This window comes from Arthrobacter sp. 35W (assembly GCF_000482545.1).
Classification (GTDB): Bacteria; Actinomycetota; Actinomycetes; order Actinomycetales; family Micrococcaceae; genus Specibacter.
The window spans coordinates 754,956-773,479 of the sequence record NZ_KI519454.1; the positions used below are offsets into that span (position 1 = coordinate 754,956).

At 68.0% G+C, this 18,524-nt stretch carries 16 protein-coding genes; 8 read left to right on the plus strand and 8 right to left on the minus strand.

Annotated elements, in window-relative coordinates; translation table 11 throughout:
- Positions 1 to 157: 157 nt before the first annotated feature.
- From K254_RS0103200 to K254_RS0103240, 8 genes are all read right to left on the minus strand, one after another.
- Positions 158 to 436 carry a hypothetical protein gene (locus tag K254_RS0103200; RefSeq protein ID WP_035748946.1) on the minus strand — a complete coding sequence of 93 codons (279 nt, stop codon included), beginning with the start codon at positions 434 to 436 and terminating at the stop codon, positions 158 to 160.
- A 162-nt stretch (positions 437 to 598) separates the two neighbouring features.
- Positions 599 to 3,652: a family 20 glycosylhydrolase gene (locus K254_RS24705; protein WP_155848439.1), complete on the minus strand. Its 3,054-nt coding sequence runs from the start codon at positions 3,650 to 3,652 to the stop codon at positions 599 to 601.
- A 62-nt stretch (positions 3,653 to 3,714) separates the two neighbouring features.
- Positions 3,715 to 5,229 carry a sulfatase-like hydrolase/transferase gene (locus K254_RS0103210; RefSeq protein ID WP_051389125.1) on the minus strand — a complete coding sequence of 505 codons (1,515 nt, stop codon included), beginning with the start codon at positions 5,227 to 5,229 and terminating at the stop codon, positions 3,715 to 3,717.
- A gap of 27 nt (positions 5,230 to 5,256) precedes the next feature.
- Positions 5,257 to 6,273: an aliphatic sulfonate ABC transporter substrate-binding protein gene (locus K254_RS0103215; RefSeq protein WP_026554165.1), complete on the minus strand. Its 1,017-nt coding sequence runs from the start codon at positions 6,271 to 6,273 to the stop codon at positions 5,257 to 5,259.
- A gap of 61 nt (positions 6,274 to 6,334) precedes the next feature.
- Positions 6,335 to 7,138 carry an ABC transporter ATP-binding protein gene (locus K254_RS0103220; protein WP_026554166.1) on the minus strand — a complete coding sequence of 268 codons (804 nt, stop codon included), beginning with the start codon at positions 7,136 to 7,138 and terminating at the stop codon, positions 6,335 to 6,337.
- A 22-nt stretch (positions 7,139 to 7,160) separates the two neighbouring features.
- Entirely contained in the window at positions 7,161 to 8,039 is an 879-nt protein-coding gene (locus K254_RS0103225; protein ID WP_026554167.1) for an ABC transporter permease, read from the minus strand.
- Between the two features lie 199 nt (positions 8,040 to 8,238).
- Entirely contained in the window at positions 8,239 to 9,912 is a 1,674-nt protein-coding gene (locus K254_RS0103235; RefSeq protein ID WP_026554168.1) for a DUF6297 family protein, read from the minus strand.
- A gap of 7 nt (positions 9,913 to 9,919) precedes the next feature.
- Positions 9,920 to 10,669, minus strand: a complete 750-nt coding sequence (locus tag K254_RS0103240) for an ABC transporter ATP-binding protein (protein ID WP_081709858.1) — start codon at positions 10,667 to 10,669, stop codon at positions 9,920 to 9,922.
- A 184-nt stretch (positions 10,670 to 10,853) separates the two neighbouring features.
- On the opposite strand from K254_RS0103240, the gene K254_RS0103245 reads away from it, so the two are divergent.
- The 8 genes from K254_RS0103245 to der all read left to right on the plus strand — a co-directional run bounded on the left by K254_RS0103245 (position 10,854) and on the right by der (position 18,516).
- Positions 10,854 to 11,753, plus strand: a complete 900-nt coding sequence (locus tag K254_RS0103245) for a ParA family protein (protein ID WP_026554170.1) — start codon at positions 10,854 to 10,856, stop codon at positions 11,751 to 11,753.
- Positions 11,737 to 12,600 carry a segregation and condensation protein A gene (locus K254_RS21515; protein ID WP_231391729.1) on the plus strand — a complete coding sequence of 288 codons (864 nt, stop codon included), beginning with the start codon at positions 11,737 to 11,739 and terminating at the stop codon, positions 12,598 to 12,600. The genes K254_RS0103245 and K254_RS21515 overlap by 17 nt, the downstream gene beginning before the upstream one ends.
- Positions 12,597 to 13,274, plus strand: a complete 678-nt coding sequence (gene scpB / locus K254_RS0103255; protein ID WP_026554171.1) for an SMC-Scp complex subunit ScpB — start codon at positions 12,597 to 12,599, stop codon at positions 13,272 to 13,274. Before K254_RS21515 ends, scpB begins: the two co-directional genes overlap by 4 nt.
- Positions 13,275 to 13,358: 84 nt before the next feature.
- Complete coding sequence (locus tag K254_RS0103260; protein WP_026554172.1) at positions 13,359 to 14,450, plus strand: pseudouridine synthase; 1,092 nt, start codon at positions 13,359 to 13,361, stop codon at positions 14,448 to 14,450.
- Positions 14,451 to 14,455: 5 nt separating this feature from the next.
- Positions 14,456 to 15,559 (plus strand): prephenate dehydrogenase, encoded by a 1,104-nt coding sequence (locus K254_RS0103265; RefSeq protein ID WP_026554173.1) that lies wholly within the window; start codon positions 14,456 to 14,458, stop codon positions 15,557 to 15,559.
- Positions 15,559 to 16,272: a (d)CMP kinase gene (cmk, locus tag K254_RS0103270; RefSeq protein WP_026554174.1), complete on the plus strand. Its 714-nt coding sequence runs from the start codon at positions 15,559 to 15,561 to the stop codon at positions 16,270 to 16,272. Before K254_RS0103265 ends, cmk begins: the two co-directional genes overlap by 1 nt.
- Entirely contained in the window at positions 16,265 to 16,963 is a 699-nt protein-coding gene (locus tag K254_RS0103275; protein WP_026554175.1) for a lysophospholipid acyltransferase family protein, read from the plus strand. Before cmk ends, K254_RS0103275 begins: the two co-directional genes overlap by 8 nt.
- Positions 16,960 to 18,516, plus strand: coding sequence for a ribosome biogenesis GTPase Der (der, locus tag K254_RS0103280; protein ID WP_026554176.1), 1,557 nt, complete (start codon positions 16,960 to 16,962; stop codon positions 18,514 to 18,516). Before K254_RS0103275 ends, der begins: the two co-directional genes overlap by 4 nt.
- Positions 18,517 to 18,524 lie beyond the last annotated feature (8 nt).

Genomic DNA, 18,524 nt, shown 5'->3' on the forward strand with positions numbered 1-18,524 from the left:
CTATTCCATGTTTGCTGATTAGAACAGATGTTTGAGTAAGGATTCCGCGGTAGCTGCCGTCCAGAGCTTCCGAAGCAGCCCCTACAGCGACACTCCGTTCCAGCGATCGCGGCACAGCGCGGAGCACGGCGGCCCCTGCCTCAAGCGGCGGACGAAGTCAGCGCAGCGGCATCCATTTGCCGCGGTTGCGGCGCAACATGGCCAGCCGCCCCGCCACGGCCACCGTTTCCACGGCATGCCGCATCGCTGCCCCGGCATTGAGTGCGTGCAGATTCTCCGCCGTGTACTCGGTGGATTCCACCATGAATCGAACAGTGATCCGCGGAATGCCGGCCACCAGGTCCAGCTGGTTGGCCTCCACCACGTGGATGGACCCGATGGCGGCGACGGCGGAGTCCATCACGGCCTCCGGGGCGTTGCCGGGGCGCAGGCCCATGATCTGCCATTGGGCGCAGCCCGGTGCCCCACCGCCGCGCCACGAACAGCTTCCCGGGCGGCCGCGGGAAGACCTGAAACAGTCCACCACGGCCGCCGTTCGATGCCCACGACCACCAAGGGAAGGGAAGCACGGGCCGGGCCCCGCCAATTCAGTAGATTCCTAGTGGCTGCGGATGCTGCGGCGGTTCAGAGCGAGTGCCACGGCGCCGGCTGCTGCCAGAAGGAGTGCACCTCCCAGCAGCGAGCTGTTGAAACCGGTGCTGGACAGCTGTCCGCCGGCTGCGTCCGCCGCTGCGCCGGTGGTGGCCGCGGAGGTTCCTTCGGTGGTGGCGCCGGAGGCAGCCGGGCCGACGGTCAAAGGCAGGGCCACGCTGGCGGGGGCGCCGTTGGTGTCAACACCCTCAAGGACTACATGGTGGTCCCCGTGGGCCGCGGCGGCCGGCAGCACAAACACCAGGGAGGCATTGCCGTTGGCATCGGCTACGGCCTGGCCCAGCTCCATCGGCTCCGAGTGCAGGGTGAACACCACGGTGCTGCCCGGCTTGAAGCCGCTTCCGCTGGCCGACATGGACTCGCCCGGAGCTGCAGCGCCGGTGCTCAGGGAGCCGGCGGAGGAACCGGTGCCCGGGGTGGTGGCGGACGGCGTGGATGTTGCCGTCGCCGTCGCCGAGGCGGTGGCGGACGGAGTGGCCGTTGCGCTCGGAGTGGCCGTGGCTGTTGCCGTGGCGGTGGCCGTCGGCGTCGCCGTGGGTGTGGCCGTTTCCGTCGGCGTGGCCGTGGGAGTAGGCGTGGGCACATCGACGACCGCAAACTCCAGGTCGTCAAAGCCCAGCACCGAACCATCCGCGGCCTGGGCGGCCAGCGTGTGCGTGCCCTTGGTGAGCGTGCCGGGCACCGTGAACGGTGCGTCGCCGGCTGCATTGGTGCGCACCCAGCCGATGTCCACCGGGTCCGAGTGGACCGATAGGAACACCCAGGCATTGGCCGGGAGGTTGCGGGCCGTGAGCCGCTCGCCGCCGAAGAAGCCAGCGGTGGGGATCTGCAGGTCCACGGGCGAGGTGCCCGTGAGGCTGGAATCCGGCGCCGGAGCGGGGTCCAGTGCGGGGGCCGGAGCCGACGTCGTCCAGTCCAGGCCCGCGGTGCGGAAGTAGTTGATGCCTTCCAGCTGCATCCGCCCGCCCAGTGCTGCGGCGCGCTTGCTGAAATCGGTGTAGTCGCGCTCGACCTGCGGGGTCCAGCCAACTTCAGCCGTGGCCAGCAGGCGCGGGAATTGGTACTCCTGCACCTGGTCCATGCCGCGGAGCCATTCGCCCCACTGCACGGTTTCCACGCCGAGCACGCGGTCCTCGCCCACACCGGGAAGGTAGGTTCCCGGGTTCCAGTTGTAGTGGGTTGCCAGGGTGCAGGGGCCGCCACAGGCCCAGGTTCCGCCCGCTGACTGGGCGTTGTCCTGTTTCTGCGGGATGTAGGTGTTGGCCGCGGGGGAGAGGATCACCTTCAGGTCCCGTGCGAGCACGGTGGCGGCGGTGGAGGCCGTGTTGCCATTCCAGAACTGGATCACGGAGCCGGCAGGCAGCGACGCGGAGCTGGCCTCGTTCCAGGCGATGGCCGTCTTGCCGGTGGTTGCGATCTGGCCGCTGATCTGGTTGACCATGGAGACGTAGTCATCGTGGGAGGTGGAGTGGGATTCGTCGCCGCCCATGTGGACGTACGGGCCCGGCGTCATCGCGGCGATTTCGGCCAGAACATGCTTGGTGAACTCGTAGGTGGCGGCGTTGTTGGCATCCAGGGAGGAATAGCCCACATTGCCCGTGCCGTTGTGCGGAACAGTGGTGGCGCCGGCGGCCAGGGTGGGCTTGGAACCGGCGGAGTTCAGCTGCGGGATCGAGTGCAGTGCCGCATTGGTGTGGCCGGGCAGGTCGATCTCGGGGACCACCACCATGCCGTTGACGCCCGCATAGCGGACAATCTCGCGGTAGTCGTCCTTCGTGTAGAAGCCGGCCTTGCCCAGCTCGGTGCCCATCAGGACGCCGGCATCGTTGTACGTCATGGCCGTCGCGCCGGCGATGGCGGTGAGATCGCCGTAGTTGATGGTGGAGGGGTTCGACGCCGGCTGGTCGATGGCGATGCGCCAACCCTGGTCATCCGTCAGGTGCAGGTGCAGGCGGTTCATCTTGAACTGCGCGGCGTTGTCGATGTACTCCTTGATGTTCTCGACAGTGAAGAACGACCGGGCGACATCCACGCTCACACCGCGGTGCTGGTAGCGGGGGTAGTCGGTGATCTGCACTCCGGGCGCTGTCCACGCCGTGGAAACCACCGACGTCGATTCGATCCACTGCGGGAGCAGCTGGCGCAAGGTCTGCACACCGTTGAGGGCGCCCTCGGCGTCGTTGGCGCTGATCTTCGCGCCGTTGGAACCGGTGGACAGGAGGTAGCCGCCGGTCTTGACAGCGGGGCCGCTGCCGGCGGCGGCGACGATCTCGACGTCCTTGGACGTGGCCGGACCGTCCACGATGGGCAGCGCAAATCCGGTGCTGCGGCGGGCGATCTGGGCCAGATACGAGGCCGGGGCCATGGCGGCGCCGGAGGCCACGATGCGGCTGTCGGCGGCCAGGGTGAAGGTGCCCGTGCCAGCCATCAGGTCCACAGGTGCGGGCACCAGATTCACGCCGGCGGGCTTGACGGGGGCAGGTACAGCGTAGATTTCAAACTCCGAGATTGAATAGCCAAAGGTGGACCACCGCGTAGCCCCGAGCATGCGGACGAACTTCGCGGAGGCGACCCCCAGATTGTCGAGCGCGTCGGTCCTGCCCGGGCCGGTCGTGGACGTCATGTCCCTGGCCGTGGTCCAGCTGGTGCCATCCAGCGACGTCTGCAGGGCGTATTTGCGCGCGGCGGCATTGGGCCAGACCAGTTTGACATGGTCGATGGGGCTGGCAGCCGGCAGTTCAATCTGCAGCCACGTGGCATCGACGTAGGTGGATGACCAGCGGGTGCCGGACTGGCCGTCGATGGCCATCGCCGCCGTGTTGCCCGGCAGCGCCGTTTCAATGCTCGACGCCGTTGCCGTGGCCCCCAGGGCCAGGTTGGGTGGGGCCGCGGCCTGCGCCGGTGCCGCTGGGGCGAGCATGGCCGGCAGCAGCGCCGCCACAACCCCCAGGCTTGCCAGGGAACCGAGCACAGCCTGGCTCCGAGTTTTGAATCTCTTCACTGCATCACGCCTTTTCTGGATAAAGGTGGACCACTGGAGGCATCCTTGGGTGGGATGGGCCGTCAGCTGATGAAGCGCTCGACGGCTGTAACAGGGCGGACGCGTTCGGCCTCGGGGATGTCGCCGGCGAAGGCGAGCCACTGGGCAAACTTGTCCCCACGCGCCACCAGCTGGCGGTACATGGTGCGGCGCATGGTGGCCACGTGATTGCGGTAGGCGGGGACGTCCACCACATTGTTCAGTTCATGCGGGTCGGCAAGAAGGTCGTAGAACTCATCGATCCCCTCGGGGTTGGCGATGTACTTCACGCTCTTGTTGCGCAGCATGCGCTGGGCATAGGGGAAGTGGTGCCCGTGGAATTCGCACAGGATGTCCTCGCGCCAATCCTCAACCGCTTCGCCGGCCGCCAGTGGCAGCAGGCTGCGCCCGCGGATTCCAGAGGCATCGGCACCGGCGATCTCGCAGAAGGTGGCCGTGAAGTCCAGCAGCGACACAAAGTGGTCGTCGTGGCGGCCCGTGGCCCCGGGGACGGCCAGGATCGCCGGGATCCGGTAGATGTCCTCGTACATGGCCGGGCCCTTGTCGTTGAGCCGGTGGGCGCCCGTGAACTCGCCGTGGTCCGCGGTGAACATGACAGCCGTCGAGTCCGTCAGGCCCAGCTCCTGAAGGACCGCCAGGATGCGGCCGATCTGGAAGTCGATCATCGAGACATAGCCCCAGTACACGGCCGTGAGCTTCTTCCACTCCTCGGTGCTGAAACAGTCCGTGGACCAGTAGTCCGCATAGGTCTGCTGCACCAGCGGCTTGCCATTGAACGTCTCGGCGAAGGAGCCTGGCAGTTCCACCACGGCCGGATCCACCAGGTCGTACCACTTCCTAGGGATCAAGTAGGGCAAGTGGGGTCCGAAGATGTGGCAGGAGAGGAAGAACGGCTGCCCATCCGCGGTGCCGCCACCATCGGCTGCGAACTCGCGCAGTTTGGCGATGGTGGAATCCGCCAGATAGGCCTCAAAGCTGGCCTCGGTGGGCTGGTCGGTGACGCCGGCAATCAGGTGGCCCTGGCTGCCGTCGCCGCGCGTGGTGTAGATCGGCTCGGAAATGGAGAACTCCGGGAAGCCGTTCTCCGCCAGCCACGCGGTGTAGTCCGGGTGGTCAAAGACGTTCAGGGCGCCGGCAAGGTGCTCGCCCTCAAAACCATAGAAATCCGGTCCACGGTGCCTGCCCACATGCCACTTGCCCACATGGCCCAGGCGGTAGCCCTGGCCGGCGAGGGCGCCGGAGAACGTCGGGACGCCGTCGGGCAGTTCCTCCCGATGCCCGGAGTTCCATTCATAGTTGGCCAGCAGGCCATGCTCAAACGGCTGCAGGCCGGTGAGCAGGCTGGCGCGCGCGGGGGTGCAGATGGCCGTGGGCGTGTAGGCCCGGTCAAAGGTGGTGCCCCGGGCCGCCAGCGCATCAAGGTGCGGGGTATGCCCGGCCGTATTGCCGTAGCACCCCAGGGTGTCGATGCGCTGCTGGTCCGTCATGAGGAACAGAATGTTCTGGCGGGCGCCGGTCTGGTGCGAAGCGGAAGACATGGTGGAAGACATGGAGTGGGGAGCCTCTTAGGAGCCGGTGTAGACGGTGGACATGTAGAACTTCTTGGGGTCGGCGACCTCGGTGATCTTGCCGGCGGCCACAAACTGCTCCTGCAGGCCCTTCAACCAGGTGTCAACGGTGCCCTTGTTGGTCAGATCCACCAGTTCGGCAGAGGTGAAGAGCTTCGCCACCGAGGCCTGGGCCTTCATGTCCGCTTCCTTGAGTTTGAGGAACTTGGCCGTGGCGGCAATGGTCTTGTCCTGGTTGTCATGGCGGTAGTCGTTGGCGGCCTTGACGACGGCGACAAAGTTCTTCGCCAGCGCGCCATCCTTGGCCGAGCGGCCGGCCTGTGCCACAAACGAGCTCGGGAAGGTCAGCTCATCGACAAAGTCCTCATTGCTGGCCAGCTCCTTCAGGTCCGGCTTGGACTTCTTCAGGGTGTCGATCAGCGGGTACCAGAGGGCTGCGCCGTCGATCTGGCCCGCGGCAAAGGCCGCCACGGTGGTGGGGGCGTCCATGGTGACGATCTCGAAGTCCTCACGCTTGAGGCCCTCGCGCTTGAGCGCCAGATCCAGCAGCTGGTCCCCGGAGGTGCCGGCGGGGACGCCCACCTTCTTGCCCTTCAGATCGGCCAGCGAGTTGAACCCGGACTGGGCCAGCACGCGGTCCGCATTGGAGATGGAGTTGATCGCCCAGATCTCCGCCTTGCCCGAGGCCGGCAGCCACAGGGCGCCGGAACCAATGTAGGCAACGTCAACGTTGGAGGTGCCCAGGGCCTGGATGGCCAGCGGGCCGTTGGTGAAGGGGATGTACTCCGGCTTCAGACCGTTCTTGGCCCAGATGCCTTCCTGGTCGGCCACGGCCATCAGAGCCGCGCCGTTGTAGTCGGCAATGTAGCCAACCTTGATGGGGGAGGTGGGCTTCGCGGCGGCGTCCCCGCTGGCGGCGTCCTTCGTGCCGGAGGAGCAGGCCGCCAGCATGGCGATGGCTGCAGCGCTCGCGGACAGGTGGACAAAATTGCGGCGGGAGAGGGCGTTGGACATGGATGTCTCCTGACATGGGGGTGCGAACGGGAGGAAAGAGAGAGCTGAATGCGGGTGGAACTCAGTGCTGGTCGTCGGCCCCGTGGGCGGCCGGCTGGTGGTAGACGGACTCCCAGACCTCGGCACGGAGCTTGGCGTACTCGTCGGTCAGCCGGATGTCCGCGGTGCGCGGGTAGGGCAGATCCACGGGAATGACCTTGTGGATCCGGCCCGGCCGGGCGGCCATGACGATGACGCGGGAGGCCAGGTAGACGGCCTCGTCGACGTCGTGGGTGACGAAGAGGACGGTGCGGCGCTCCTTCAGCCAGGTTTCGAGCAGCTGCTCCTGCATGTGCACGCGGGTCAGGGCATCGAGGGCGCCGAAGGGCTCGTCCATGAGCAGGATTTCCGGGTTCACGGCGTAGGCGCGGGCAATGGCGCAGCGCTGCTTCATGCCGCCGGAAAGCTCCTTGGGCAGGGCCTCGGCAAAGCGGGTCAGGCCCACGAGTTCCAGGTAGTGGTCAACGATGACGCGTCGTTCGGCGGCGGGGACCTTCTTTAGTTCCAGGCCAAACTCGACGTTCTTGCGCACCGTCAGCCAGGGGAACAGGGCGTACTGCTGGAAGATGACGCCGGTGCGCGGGCTCGGGCCCGTGACGGGGCGGTTGTCCACCAGCACCTGGCCGCCGGTGGGGTCCAGCAGGCCGGCGGCGGCGTTGAGCATGGTGGACTTGCCGCAGCCGGAGGGGCCCACGACGGTGACGAACTCGCCGTCGGCGATGTCCAGGTTGACGCCGTCGAGCGCCGTGAAGGTTTCATTGCCGAGGACAAACTCCTGGCGGAGGTCCTGGAAGCGGATCATGGCTGTGTCGGTGTGGATGGTCATGGTTCTTGGGTCCTTAGCTTCTCTAGCGGCGTTCCTGCCAGCGGGTCAGGCGGGCTTCGATGGCGAGCAGGATGCGGTCCATGAGCAGGCCCAGGACACCGATGCAGATGAGGGAGACGAAAATGGTGGGCAGATCGTAGAACAACTGGGCCTGCTGCATCAGAAAGCCCAGACCGCTTTGGGCGGCCAGCAGTTCGGCGGCCACCACCGTGGCCCAGGCAGCGCCGAGGCCGATGCGCATGCCCACCAGGATGAACGGTGAGGAGGCCGGCACTACGACGCGCAGGAACACGGTGAAGCTGTTGGCGCCGAGCACGCGGGCGGCATTGATGAGGGTCTTGTCCACGCCAACCACGCCCTGGAAGGTCGAGACCACGCAGCAGAGGAAGGCGGCCAGGAAGATGACCAGGATCCGCGGCACCTCGCCGATGCCCAGAGTGACCATGACGAGCGGGATGATGGCCAGCGGCGGCACCGTGCGGAAGAACTGCACATAGGGCTCGATGATGCCGCGGGCCACGGTGTACCACCCCATGAGGAAGCCGACGGGGATGGCCAGCAGGCTGCCCAGCAGGAAGCCGGTGAGCACGCGGCCCAGGGAGGCGCCGATGCTTTCGAGCAGGGTGCCGTCCGCCAGCATTTCCCCGGCGCGGGTGGCCACCTCGGCGGGGCCGGGCAGGCCTTGGATGCCGATGCCGGCCAGCAGGGCCCAGAGGCCGACGCCGGCGGCGACCGAGCCGAAGTTGATGGCCAGCATGGCGGATTTGGAGAGCTTCTTCTCCCGGCGCGGCTGGCGCGCCTTGGTGCTGCCGGCCCCCGGTGTGGAGGGGGTGGTGGCAGTGGCGGCCGGGGGAGTCCCGGTCCGCTCGCGGCGTGGAACTGAGGTATCTGCACTGGACATAGAGCCAATGTATGCGGGCCAACATGAGCGGTCAATGCTATTTATGTAAATAGACTTAGCATTACTGAAAATGATGATTTATGACGCGGATCACGCGCCTGGGCGCAATGTCCCCGGCCGGGCTTGTGCGCAGGATGTGCCAGGCGAACCACAGCAGCCAGAGCGTAAACAGTATGTAGCCGGCGAGGTTCGGCTGGACCTACTGTGCTGTTGAACGGACTCGGCGCCGCAGCCGCGTCCCCCACAGAACGGCCAGCAGGCTGAGTCCCAGCTGGATCAGATAGGCCTGCCACGGCACGCCTCCGGAGAGCAGACAGAGCAGCACCGGCAGCAGGGTGATGACTGTCAGGTCGGGGCCAACGAAAAAGCTGCGGGCAGCGCCCACCGGGACGGGCCCCGCGGCGGTGGCGACGGCGGGCATGGTCCAGTCGGGCGCGGGCCGGAACGCGGCCCGGACGGTTGCCGCGCCCAATCCGGGGCCGGCCAGCAGCGCCAGCAGGGTCAGGGCCGGCGATCCGGTGTCCAGCAGATCCAGCAGCGTGAAGGCGATCCCCATCCACAGCACCATGCCGGCCGCGGGCACCAGCCAATGGATCCGGCGCACGCTGCGTTCGGACAGGGGCAGGAGCGCGTCCACACTGGGGTTGCCTGCGGCGAACCGTGCGGTGGATCCGAAGGACACCACCGCCGCATGGGCGCAGAAGAGGAGAGCCGTCGCCAGTACTGCGGTGGCGGCCCCGGGCTCTCCGGAGGCCCCCGCCACGGCGGGCAGTGTTGCCGCCAGGGTTCCGGGCAGTGTCGCGAGCACCAGTGCGCGCAGCAATCGGCCCGGCTGGCGCAGGGCCAGGACCGCGTGTGTGGCCAGCAGCGTCCGCCGGGCCCGGGCTGCCAGGGATCCGCGCACCGATCCGCCCGCCGGGCCATGCCGGAAGAACATCGGCACGGTGATCCACCGGCTGCCCTTCGACTCTCTGGCCGGGCCCAGGGCTCTGGCCAGTTCACCCGTGTCCATGGTGAGGATGGAACCGCCCACATGCCCCGCCACCATGGCCCCGGCCCGCAGGCTGGCGGTGCTGATCTGCTCAAGCCGGGCATGCACCCAGGCCAGGGCTGCGCCGGCGGCGGCCACCAGCAGCAGCGGCCACAGATTGCCCTCCGCCACCAGCAGCGGCCAGCCCGTGGGGAGCCACAGCAGCCAGCCGAGGTCCGCCGCGCCGCCGGCGGAGTTGTAGAGCGCCGCACCCATCACCAGCAACGGAGCGGCGGCTGCCACCAGCGACGCCGCCGGGCGGAGCCAGCCGCCCCGGCCGGTGGCCTGGGCCCAGCCGGCCAGCGAGTAGAGCAGCATGGAGACGGACACGGCGCACACTGTCGCCAGTGCCGCCCTTCCCGGATCCGGGCTCCCGCCCAGCCCCAGGGACAGCGGGAGCATGACGGCGGCGGCCGCCGCCGCGGGCCACAGCAGGGAGCGGTAGAAGCCCGGAGCGATGAAGCCATGGCGGCGCACGGGCAGGGGAAGCCACCAGGACATTTGGGGGAGCGTCATGGACACGGGCCCGAGGGCCAGTTCCGTGGAGAGCAGGACGGCGGCCAGCGCCAGCAGCAGGGCGGCCGCGGCCGATTCGGGAGCCAGCAGTGCGGGGCCGGCCTGGGCCGCGGCAATGGCGGCGATGCCAAGCTGCGCACGCAGGCCCGCCACCAGGGCTCCGGACATCGCAATGAGCACCAGAGCGCCCAGGACATAGGTGTAGACCTCGGAGACGATGTCCATCAGGCCGCCCTCGGTGCGTGCCAGGGAAGCTTTGAAGGTGTAGCGGCGGATGTCCCGCGCGCTGAGCGCCCCGTCGGGTTCAGCTCCGGAGTTCCGGTTCATGGCCGCCCTATCCCGCATGCGGATTGGTCTCCGAAATGGCCGCTGCTGCCGCGGCGGGGGTGAGGTGGCGGATGTCGTCCCCGATGAACAGGGCCGAGGTGGCAATGGTCCGGACAAAGGCTGGATCGTGGGTGACCAGCAGCAGGGCCAGCCCGCCGGCCACCTCGCCGCGGAGCCGAGTGGCGAGCCGGCTCCGCATGGCCGTGTCGAGCCGCTGCTCCGGTTCATCGAGCACCAGCAGCGACCGCGGGCGGACAAACGCTGCGGCCAGCAGCAGCCGGCGGCGCTGTCCGGAGGAAAGGTTGTGTGGCAGCGAGGAGCGCTCGGCGCTGAGGCCGAAGAATTCACACTCGGTGTCGATCAGCTCCTCGACCTCGGTGGCACCGTGCCCGGCGGCGACGATCGCCAGATGTTCGGCGACGGTCAGCGAGGGGAAGAACGCGTCCTCGTCGAACACCTGGGCAACCTCGCGGCGGAAGGCCAGGGAACGGTCATCCACCTCCTGGCCGTGGATCCTGGCGCTGCCCGAGACCGGCTCCAGCTGCCCGACCACGGTTTTGAGCACCGTGGACTTCCCCGCGCCATTGGGCCCCACCAAGGCCAGCGCGCCGCCGCCGGACAGGGTGAAGTCGACGATGCCGCAGACCGGGCTCCGGCCGTATCCGCTGCTCAACTGGTGCGCCTCGACCACGATGGGGGTCGCAGGCGTGGGGGAGTGGCCGGGTTCGGCGGGTGCGGGGCTGTTCGGCGTATCCATTGGGCAGAAGTCTAGGCGCTTCGGCTCAACGTTCACCCTTAACCTGAAGGTAAAGGCTCGCGAGTCTACAGGAGGCAATGTTCAAAACTTGGCGCCCACGGGCGGTAACGTAGTGGGCAGGGCCGTATCTGGCGGCCAGGGCCCTGTACATCCGGGCATCAGAGGCGAAAGTGTGGATCAATACGTGAGCAACGAACAGAGTTCAACAACTCTGGCAGGGGTCGAAGTTGACTTCGACGACGTCGTCATGGGCCCCACCGGGCGTCCGCTGACGGAATTCCCCGAGCCTCCCGTACTGACATCTCACGGCCCCGCGCGCGTGATTGCCATGGTCAACCAGAAGGGTGGCGTGGGCAAGACCACCTCCACCATCAACCTGGGTGCCGCGCTGGCAGAGACCGGCCGCAAGGTGCTGCTGGTGGACTTCGACCCGCAGGGCGCACTGTCCGCGGGTCTGGGCACCAACCCGCATGAGCTCGACGTGACCGTGTACAACGTGCTGATGGACCGCAAGGTGGACATCCGCGATGCCATCCGCCACACGGACATCGAGAACCTGGACATCCTGCCGGCCAACATCGACCTCTCCGCCGCCGAGGTGCAGCTGGTGAACGAGGTGGCCCGCGAGCAGGTTCTGGACCGCGCACTGAAGAAGGTCGAAGACGATTACGACGTCGTCCTCATCGACTGCCAGCCCTCGCTGGGACTGCTGACCGTCAATGCCCTCACCGCCGCCCACGGCGTCATCATTCCGCTGATCTGCGAATTCTTCGCCCTTCGCGCCGTGGCCCTGTTGGTGGAGACCATCGAGAAGGTCCAGGACCGCCTGAACCCGCGCCTGCAGGTCGACGGCGTGCTGGCCACCATGTACGACGCCCGCACCCTGCACAGCCGCGAGGTCATTTCGCGCCTGGTGGAGGCCTTCGGCGACAAGGTCTTCGAGACGGTCATCAAGCGCACCATCAAGTTTGCCGATGCCACGGTGGCGGCCGAGCCCATCACCACCTACGCCGGAAACCACCAAGCGGCCGAGTCGTACCGCCGCCTGGCCAAGGAACTGGTTGCTCGTGGCGGAGCTCCCTGAGCCACGCGCCACGGGCGGTTTTGAACTCCGGCTGGAGAATTTCACCGGCCCGTTCGACCTGCTGCTGGGTCTGATTGCCAAGCACGAACTGGACATCACGGACATTGCCCTGGCGCAGGTGACGGATGACTTCATTTCCTACATCCGTTCCGCCGCGGCCCAGGGCCAGGAGTGGGCGCTGGATGAAGCCAGCGAATTCCTGGTGCTGGCCGCCACCCTGCTGGACCTGAAAGCCGCACGGCTGCTGCCGCAGGGCGAGGTTGAGGACGAGGCGGATCTGGCCGTGCTGGAGGCCCGGGACCTGCTCTTTGCCCGCCTGCTGCAGTACAAGGCCTTCAAAGATGTCGCGGCCCTGCTGGGGGAGCAGCTGGCCGACGAGGCCGAACGATTCCCCCGGATGGTGGGTCTGGAAGCCCACTTTGCCGCGCTGCTGCCGGAATTGGTGTTCAAACACACACCCGAGGCGTTTGCCGCCCTCGCCGCCACCGCCCTGGCACCCCGCACGGACGCACCGGACGCACCGCCCACCGTGGCCTTGGAGCATCTGCACGCCGCCCCCGTCAGCGTGTCCGAGCAGGCGGGGATCCTTGCCGCGCTGCTGGCCGGCGGGCGCCACCGCACCTTCGGTGCACTGACCTCCGACGCCGAGTCCATGCTGGTGGTGGTGGCCCGGTTCCTGGCCCTGCTGGAAATGTTCCGCGACGGCGTCCTCGCCTTTGACCAGGCGGCGCCGCTGGGGGAATTGACGGTGCGCTGGAGCGCCGGGGCGGTGCACCACGGCAGCTATGTGCTGGCCGGCGGACTGGAGAGCGAACTGGAAGACATCGAGCAGGAATTGAGCGCATGAACACCCCCTCGGAACACCCCGCCGCCGACTCCACTGAGTTGGATTCGCTGCCCGGCGGAGCGGCCGCGGCCCTGGAGGCGGTGCTCATGGTGGTGGACGAGCCCGTCACCGAAACCCAGCTGGCCGCCGTCGTCGGATTGCCCGTTGCGGAGGTCGCTTCCCTGCTGGTGGAACTGGCCCGCGAGTACGACGGTTATACTGGAAAGGTCAATGGTGCGCCACAAACCGGATCCCCAGCGTTGGAACAACAAACACTGGGACTGCCCACGTCACGGCCGAGAGGCTATGAACTAAGGCAGCTAGCCGGAGGGTGGCGCATCTATTCGCGTGCCGTGTTTGCGCCGATCGTGTCGCGTTTTGTGATCGACGGGCAAACGGCACGGTTGACGCAGGCAGCGCTGGAAACTCTGGCGGTGGTTGCGTACCGGCAGCCCGTGACGCGTGCACGGGTCTCGGCCATACGTGGTGTCAACGTGGACTCGGTGGTGCGCACACTGTCCCAACGGGGGCTGGTGGAGGACGCCGGAGTGGATCCGGAATCCGGAGCCACCCTGTACCGGACCACAGGACATTTTTTGGAACGGCTGGGCATTGGCAGCGTGGAGGATCTTCCTCTGCTCTCGCCCCACCTGCCCGGGCTGGATCGTCTGCACGAGTACGACGACCCAGCATGATGAATTACAGTGCCGGCACCTCGGTGCTGGACAATGCGGCACCCAACACTCGGGCACCGAACAGCTAGCTTTAAGGACTTTGATATGACGCCGTCTCCCCGTTCAGGGAACTCCTCCGGCCAGGACCGGAACCAGCCCCGCGGCGGGCGGCCCAAGGCCTCCGGCTCGGGTGCACCCCGCTCCGGCTCCAGCTTCGGCGGCTCCGGCTCCGGCGCCCCGAAGGCTCCGGGCTCCCGCTCGGGCTTCCCGAAGGCCGGTTTCAAGCCCGGCACCAAGGCCGGCAAGCCCGGCGCCAAGAGCGGCGGCCCCAAGGCCGGCGCCAACAAGGGCGCCAAGGCCTTTGCCGGCGAGCGTTTCGGCCGCAGCCTGGGCCCGGTCAAGAACCGCCCCACCGAGCAGCTGCGCAAGCGCGTCCCCACCGGCGACGAGGTGGATCTGCACGTGGCCGAGGGCGTGCGCCTGCAGAAGCTCATGGCCGCAGCCGGCGTGGCGTCGCGCCGCGTCTGCGAGGATCTGATCCTTGAGGGCCGCGTTGAAGTTGACGGCCAGATCTGCAACCAGCTCGGCCTGCGCGTGGACCCGGAGACTGTCGAAATCACCGTTGACGGCATGCGTCTGCAGCTCAACGACAACCAGGTCTACATGGTCTTCAACAAGCCCAAGGGCGTTGTCTCCACCATGGAGGACCCGGACGGCCGCCCCTGCATCAGCGACTTCCTCAAGAAGCGCCAGAGCAACGAGCGCCTCTTCCACGTGGGCCGTCTGGATGCCGCCACCGAGGGTCTGCTGCTGCTGACCAACGACGGTGAGCTGGCCAACCGCCTCAGCCACCCCAAGTACGAGGTCCCCAAGACCTACCTGGTGCAGGTCCGCGGCCCGATGGCCCACGGCATCGGCGCCCAGCTCAAGGACGGCGTCGAACTGGAGGACGGCTGGGCACGCCTGGACTCCTTCCGCCTGGTGGACTCCACCCCCGGCCACGTCCTCGCCGAGGTCGTGCTGCACTCGGGCAAGAACCGCATTGTGCGCCGCATGTTCGACGCCGTTGGCTACCCCGTGGAGCGCCTGGTGCGCGTCAAGTTCGGCCCGATCGCCCTCAGCGACCAGCGCCAGGGCAGCATCCGCGTGCTCGGACGCCAGGAAGTCGGCCACCTGCTGGCATCCGTGGGGCTCTAGGCTTCATGAATCCATCACATGTGAGTGGACCGGTGCTGGTGCTGGGCAGTGGACTGCTCGGCGCCAGCATCGGGATGGGCCTGCGCAGCCGCGGGGTGGACGTTGTCCTCTCCGATCCATCGCCGTCGGCGCAGGCCGTGGCCGTGGACATTGGTGCCGGCCGCGCCCTTGACGGCGCCGAGGCGCTGGCCCCCGAGCTCATTGTGGTGGCGGCACCGCCGGACGTCAGCGCCGCCGTCGTTGCCGGCGCGCTGGCGGACTACCCCGACGCCGTCGTGGTGGACATTGCCAGCGTGAAGGTGTCGATCCTGGCGGAGCTGCGCGCCCTGCTGGGTGCGGACAGCCCGCTGCTGGGCCGCTATGTGGGCACCCACCCGATGGCCGGGCGCGAGCGTTCGGGCCCGGTGGCAGCGCGCGGCGAGCTGTTCTCCTCCATGCCCTGGGTGCTGTGCCCCTCGCTGGACGCCACCCCGGCGGCCATCAAGGCCGCCCACTCGCTGGCCATCGATCTGGGCGCCGTGGTGTTCACCTTCACGCCGGAAGAGCACGACGAGGCCGTAGCGCTGGTGTCGCACCTGCCGCAGGTCATGTCCTCCCTGGTGGCCAGCCGGCTGCAGGAGACGCCCGCACACGCCCTGTCGCTGGCCGGCAACGGCCTGCGCGACGTCACCCGCATCGCCGCCAGCGATCCCTCCCTGTGGGTGCAGATCCTCGGTGCCAATGCGGACAAGCTGGTCAAGATCATGTACGGCGTCCGCGAGGACCTGGACCGCCTCATCAACACCCTTGAGGCGCCCACCGCACCCGGTGCGCGCCTGGACCTGGCCCAGCTGATGGCCGAGGGCAACGCCGGCCAGTCCCGGATTCCGGGCAAGCACGGCGGCCCGGCCCAGTCCTACGCCTGGTTGACGGTGCTGGTGGATGACAGGCCCGGCCAGATCGCGCTGCTGTTGACGGAGATCGGTGAGATCGGCGTCAACGTTGAAGATTTGCGGTTGGACCACTCGGCCGGCCGCGAGGTGGGAATGGTGGAGCTCTCGGTGCTGCCCTCCCGCCGCGTGGCCCTGGTGGAAGAACTGACGGACCGTGGCTGGAAGGTCATTTTGTAATGGAGAACAACATCATCACCCTGCGCCAGGGCAAGCCGCTGGTCATTGCCATTGACGGCCCCTCGGGCTCCGGCAAGTCCAGCGTCAGCCGCAAGGTGGCCGAACGCCTGGGCCTGTCCTACCTGGACACCGGCGCCATGTACCGGGCCCTGACCTGGCACTGCCTGGACGCCGGCACGGACCTCTCCGACGCCGTCGCCGTCGAGGCGGCCGCCCGCAACCTGGAGCTGGAGCAGAACTCCCGCCCGGGAACAGAATTTGTCCGCGTGTTCGGCCACGACGTCACGGAGGAGATCCGCCGCCCGGAAATCTCCTCCGCCGTCAGCGCCGTGGCCACCACGCTGGGAGCCCGCGCCGAACTGGTGCGCCGCCAGCGTGCCCTGATTGCCGCCGCCCACCGCCGCATTGTGGTGGAGGGCCGGGACATCACCACTGTGGTGGCGCCCGACGCCGAGGCGCGCCTGCTGCTGACCGCCAGCGAAGAGGCCCGGATGGCCCGCCGCGGGCTCCAGCTGGGCGGCACGCAGTCCGCCGAGCAGCTGGCCGCCCAGGTGCTCGCCCGCGACGCCAAGGATTCCACAGTGGTGGAGTTCCAGCGCGCGGCCGACGGCGTGGCCACCGTGGACTCCTCGCACCTGGACTTCAACCAGACAGTCGACGCCGTGCTGGCCGCGGTGCTCGACGCGATCTCGCCCCATCCCATCCATGCCTGAGGCGGGCGGCCCGAAACACTGGCGCACGCTGTGGAGCCGGCCCCTGGGGCGGTTCCTGGACCACGCCATCTACCGGACCTCCGTGGCCGGGCGCGCCCATGTGCCCACCGCCGGGCCGGTCATCTTCGCGGCCAACCACCTCAGCTACCTTGACGGTCCCGTGATGGTGGGGGCCGCGCCCCGCCACATGCACGTGATGGTCCGCCATGACATGTTCAAGGGGTTCCTCGGCTGGGTGCTCAGGGCCTCCGGCCAGATCCCCGTGGACCGCAGCGGCGACAGGGCGGCGCTGCAAAACGCCAAGGCTGTCCTGGACCGCGGCGGCTGCGTCGGCATCCTGCCCGAAGGCACCCGGGGGAGCGGGGACGCCGCCACCATGAACAACGGGGTGGCCTGGCTGGCCCTGAACTCCGGCGCCGTCGTCGTTCCCGTGGCCATCCTGGGCACACGCACCACCGGCGAACACCGCGACACCATTCCCCGCCCGGGCCGACGGTTCCATGTGGACTTCGGCGAGGCCCTGACCATTACCCGCGAGCCCGGCGTGTCCGGCCGTGTTTCAATGGACAGAGCAGCCGAGCAGATCCGCCTGCGCCTGCAAGCCCATATTGCAGCCGCAACCGAACGCACAGGCCAGCAATTGCCTGCGGCAGACGACCTAAATAATCAGCATGAAGGAAAGCAACCATGAGCGACTCCACGTCGGCCGGACAGTACGATGAGGGTGACTTCGGCCACGATGACTACACGCCAACCGGGACGGACCAGGTTGCCGAGCACCTTGCTGCCCTGGACGACGCCGATGCCGAGGTCCGCGCCGCGTCACTGCGCGCCGGCCTGGAAGACTACGATCTCGACGAGGACGACGCCCGGCTGCTGTCCGGCGAGTTCGACGACGGCGAGGGTGACGGCCAGTTCCGTCTGGACCCCGTCCTGGCAATCGTCGGCCGCCCGAACGTGGGCAAGTCCACGCTGGTGAACCGCATCCTGGGCCGCCGCGAGGCAGTGGTCGAGGACGTTCCCGGTGTGACCCGCGACCGCGTCACCTACGCCGCCACCTGGAATGGCCGCCCGTTCACCCTGGTGGACACCGGTGGCTGGGAGCACGATGCCCGCGGCATCCACGCCCGCGTTGCCGACCAGGCCGAGGTTGCCGTGGAGATGGCCGACGCCGTGCTCCTGGTGGTTGACGCCACCGTGGGCATCACCGCCACGGACGAGGCAGTGGTCAAGATGCTGCGCCGTGCCAAGAAGCCCGTCATCCTAGTGGGCAACAAGGTGGACGACCTCGTCCAGGAAGCCGACGCCGCTGCGCTCTGGGGCCTCGGCCTGGGCGAGCCGTGGCCGGTCTCCGCCGTGCACGGCCGCGGTGTGGCCGACATGCTGGACCGCGTCATGGAGGTGCTCCCGGAGTTCTCCGCCGTCGAAGGCGTGGAGCGCACCGGTGGACCCCGCCGCGTGGCCCTGATCGGCCGTCCGAACGTGGGCAAGTCCTCGCTGCTGAACAAGCTGGCCGGCACCGAGCGCGTGGTTGTCGACCCCATGGCCGGCACCACCCGCGACCCGGTTGACGAATTCATCGAACTCGGCGACCGCACCTGGCGATTTGTGGACACCGCCGGCATCCGCCGCCGCCAGCACATGGCCCAGGGTGCGGACTTCTACGCCTCGCTGCGCACCCAGGCCGCCCTGGAAAAGGCCGAGGTGGCAGTTGTCCTCCTCGCCGTGGATGAGATCCTCTCCGAGCAGGATGTGCGCATCCTGCAGCTGGCCATCGAATCCGGCCGTGCGCTGGTGCTGGCCTTCAACAAGTGGGACCTGCTGGACGACGAGCGCCGCAAGTACCTCGAGCGCGAGATCGAACAGGATCTGGCGCACGTGGAGTGGGCGCCGCGCGTGAACATCTCCGCCAAGACCGGCTGGCACAAGGACCGCCTGGTCCCTGCCCTGGACCTGGCCCTGGAGAACTGGGACCGCCGCATCCCCACCGGCCGCCTGAACGCCTTCCTGGGCGAGCTCGTGGCAGCACACCCGCACCCGGTGCGCGGTGGAAAGCAGCCCCGCATCCTCTTCGGCACCCAGGCCTCCAGCCGCCCGCCGAAGTTTGTACTCTTCACCACGGGCTTCCTGGACCCGGGCTACCGCCGCTTCATCACGCGCCGTCTGCGCGAAACCTTTGGCTTCGAGGGAACCCCCATTGAGGTCAACATGCGCGTCCGCGAGAAGCGCAGCCGGAAGAAGTAATTAATTCC

What these genes read in the sequence shown, in the direction of transcription:
- K254_RS0103200 (WP_035748946.1), bottom strand. Translation starts at nt 436, where the DNA reads ATGGGCCTGCGCCCCGGCAACGCCCCGGAGGCCGTGATGGACTCCGCC.
- K254_RS0103210 (WP_051389125.1), bottom strand. Translation starts at nt 5,229, where the DNA reads ATGTCTTCCGCTTCGCACCAGACCGGCGCCCGCCAGAACATTCTGTTC.
- K254_RS0103215 (WP_026554165.1), bottom strand. Translation starts at nt 6,273, where the DNA reads ATGTCCAACGCCCTCTCCCGCCGCAATTTTGTCCACCTGTCCGCGAGC.
- K254_RS0103220 (WP_026554166.1), bottom strand. Translation starts at nt 7,138, where the DNA reads ATGACCATCCACACCGACACAGCCATGATCCGCTTCCAGGACCTCCGC.
- K254_RS0103225 (WP_026554167.1), bottom strand. Translation starts at nt 8,039, where the DNA reads ATGTCCAGTGCAGATACCTCAGTTCCACGCCGCGAGCGGACCGGGACT.
- K254_RS0103235 (WP_026554168.1), bottom strand. Translation starts at nt 9,912, where the DNA reads ATGAACCGGAACTCCGGAGCTGAACCCGACGGGGCGCTCAGCGCGCGG.
- K254_RS0103240 (WP_081709858.1), bottom strand. Translation starts at nt 10,669, where the DNA reads ATGGATACGCCGAACAGCCCCGCACCCGCCGAACCCGGCCACTCCCCC.
- scpB (WP_026554171.1), top strand. Translation starts at nt 12,597, where the DNA reads ATGAACACCCCCTCGGAACACCCCGCCGCCGACTCCACTGAGTTGGAT.
- K254_RS0103260 (WP_026554172.1), top strand. Translation starts at nt 13,359, where the DNA reads ATGACGCCGTCTCCCCGTTCAGGGAACTCCTCCGGCCAGGACCGGAAC.
- K254_RS0103265 (WP_026554173.1), top strand. Translation starts at nt 14,456, where the DNA reads ATGAATCCATCACATGTGAGTGGACCGGTGCTGGTGCTGGGCAGTGGA.
- cmk (WP_026554174.1), top strand. Translation starts at nt 15,559, where the DNA reads ATGGAGAACAACATCATCACCCTGCGCCAGGGCAAGCCGCTGGTCATT.
- K254_RS0103275 (WP_026554175.1), top strand. Translation starts at nt 16,265, where the DNA reads ATGCCTGAGGCGGGCGGCCCGAAACACTGGCGCACGCTGTGGAGCCGG.
- der (WP_026554176.1), top strand. Translation starts at nt 16,960, where the DNA reads ATGAGCGACTCCACGTCGGCCGGACAGTACGATGAGGGTGACTTCGGC.